General features: G+C 37.2%; 4 protein-coding genes. 3 read left to right on the top strand and 1 reads right to left on the bottom strand.

Annotation, left to right across the window (positions count from 1 at the left end; translation table 11 throughout):
• Positions 1-162: 162 nt before the first annotated feature.
• Positions 163-798 carry a ribulose-phosphate 3-epimerase gene (gene rpe, locus Q1553_RS01255; RefSeq protein ID WP_115551381.1) on the bottom strand — a complete coding sequence of 212 codons (636 nt, stop codon included), beginning with the start codon at positions 796-798 and terminating at the stop codon, positions 163-165.
• A gap of 108 nt (positions 799-906) precedes the next feature.
• Between rpe and Q1553_RS01250 the strand changes: the two genes are divergently transcribed.
• The 3 genes from Q1553_RS01250 to Q1553_RS01240 all read left to right on the top strand — a co-directional run.
• Positions 907-1,812, top strand: coding sequence for a class 1 fructose-bisphosphatase (locus Q1553_RS01250; protein WP_281270103.1), 906 nt, complete (start codon positions 907-909; stop codon positions 1,810-1,812).
• Complete coding sequence (locus Q1553_RS01245; RefSeq protein WP_297571403.1) at positions 1,799-2,101, top strand: hypothetical protein; 303 nt, start codon at positions 1,799-1,801, stop codon at positions 2,099-2,101. The genes Q1553_RS01250 and Q1553_RS01245 overlap by 14 nt, the downstream gene beginning before the upstream one ends.
• Positions 2,079-2,287, top strand: a 209-nt coding sequence (locus Q1553_RS01240) for a class I tRNA ligase family protein (protein ID WP_300842691.1), incomplete at its 3' end; no start/stop codon positions are given. The genes Q1553_RS01245 and Q1553_RS01240, both read left to right, overlap by 23 nt.

Here is a 2,287-nt window from a genome sequence, read left to right as displayed (position 1 = left end):
TTTGGTGGAAAAGAGGATTTTCTCGCACATAAGAATTTGTATTAACTTGCATAGGAATCCTTATTTAATGTAAATAGAAGTAGATTTAGATACTGCTGCGTAATTTTCTCTTTACCCTCTGTGGTATATTAGAGTTTGTGGGGTTTGCAGTAGAATCTAACTTTACCGCAAACTTTCTATCCGCTCCTTATAATCTCCACCAAAAATATAGCTACCGGCTACAACAATATCTGCCCCAGCTTTTTTAAGAGATTCTATATTTCTATCACATACCCCGCCATCTACTTCAATGAGGCAATTCGGATTGCGCAACTCTATTTTGTCTTTTAAATTTTTAATTTTATCCAACACATTGGGTATAAACTTCTGTCCGCCAAAGCCGGGATTCACACTCATCAACAAAACCATATCTACAAATTCCAACAAATATTCTATGGAATCCAAATTGGTATGAGGATTCAAAACAATTGCAGGTTTAATGCCATATTCGCGGATTTTCTGTGCCAAGCGATTCGCGTGCTTTTCCTCCTCAATATGAAAGGATAGAAATTCGGGCTTAAAGGGTGCAAAAAGTTCTACAAAAAAACTATTATTTTGCACCATTAAATGAATGTCTAGCGGCTTGCTTGCTGCTTTTGCGACAGAATGCACCACTACAGGACCAAGCGTCAGATTTGGCACAAAATGCCCATCCATTACATCAATATGTATAAAATCACAACCTGCTTCACAGATAGCTTTGATTTCGGATTCTAATTTTCCAAAATCTGCAGAAAGGATACTTGGCGCAACAAGCATTAAATCTCCTTAAATCAAAATAAGCTAAAATTGTAGCAAAAAACTATAAATATTGCCCTAAAATAGCCACCAACATAATAAAATTAGGCTATAATATACAAATTTGTTATTTCGGAGATACAAATGAGGACAAACGCAGAATTAATGCGTGATTTAGAATTGATTTTTGCACGAATTCAAAGTGCGAGTTTGCCGATTTATGAAACCCTCAAACAAAGTTTAGGGGAATATGCACAAAGCACCAATGCAACAGGAGATACACAGCTAAAAGCAGACATTCAAGCCGACACGATTCTGCAAAATACTTTCAAAGACTTAAGAATTGTGCATCAGGTTTGCAGTGAAGAGCAAGAACAAGCAATCAAGCTTCACGATAAAGGCATTTATAGTATTGCCTATGACCCTTTAGATGGCTCTTCCTTAATGGGAGCAAATTTGAGCGTGGGAAGTATTTTTGGAATCTACCATGGAGATTTCCTGCCCCAAAATCTCGTTGCAAGTGCATATATTCTCTATGGTATGGTAGTTGGAATCGGATTTGCCTCTATCCTCAAAGAAGGCGTAGATTACTTTGTCTATAATGGAAAAACATTTGATTTACAAAAATGCTTCAAACTTTCACACAAAGGCAAATTAAATGCAACAGGTGGCACACAGAAAAATTGGAGTCTTTCACATAAGGCAAAGATAGAATCTCTCTTTAACGCTGGTTATCGTTTGCGGTATAGTGGCGGAATGGTTCCTGATTTGCATCATATTTTGGTTAAAGGTGGCGGGATTTTCTCTTATCCTAGCACGAGTGATGCACCACAAGGCAAACTTAGAATGCTTTTTGAAGTTTTTCCTTTCGCCTTTATCTTTGAAAGAGCGGGTGGTGGAGCGGTTTGCATAAGTGAAAATGCGCACAACATAACAGAGGTAAAACGACTTTTGGAATTAACACCAAAACATTTACACGATACAACACCTTGCTTTTTTGGTAGCTTGGAGGAAATAGAATTTGTCAGCAAATGAAATAGAATCTGCACTCAAAGAAATAAAAGACTGCCAAGTAAGCCACAATACGGCAAGCTGTATGTTTTGCAAAAGTGTGGCAGATTGTGCTAAAAAAAATAATTTTGACCAAAAAATGCAAAATAATCTCACGCAACAACTTACTGCGCTTCAATCCTGCCAAGAAAACAAGGGATTCTCTAGTTGTTTAAATTGCGCAGAATTATTAGAATGCTCCGTGCGAAATGGATATGTAGCTGCAGTTTATTTGAGTATGAATAAAGGAAATGGAGGCAGTTTTGAGTTCTAAATTTTATATCACATCGCCAATTTATTATGTCAATGATATTCCCCACATTGGACACGCTTATACAACCATCATTGTGGATACACTTGCGCGTTTTGCTAGACTTAAAGGCAAAGAAGTTTATTGCCTCACAGGCACAGATGAACACGGACAAAAGATTGAACAATCTGCTCAAAAAAAAGGGAAAAG

Source organism: Helicobacter sp. UBA3407 (assembly GCF_949747025.1).
GTDB classification, from domain to species: domain Bacteria; phylum Campylobacterota; class Campylobacteria; order Campylobacterales; family Helicobacteraceae; genus Helicobacter_D; species Helicobacter_D ganmani.
Note: the sequence above shows the minus strand (reverse complement) of the source record. Positions and strands in the feature narration are given on the sequence as shown.

Bases quoted from the DNA above. Each gene is read 5' to 3' on its own strand.
- rpe (WP_115551381.1), bottom strand. From the start codon at position 798: ATGCTTGTTGCGCCAAGTATCCTTTCTGCAGATTTTGGAAAATTAGAA.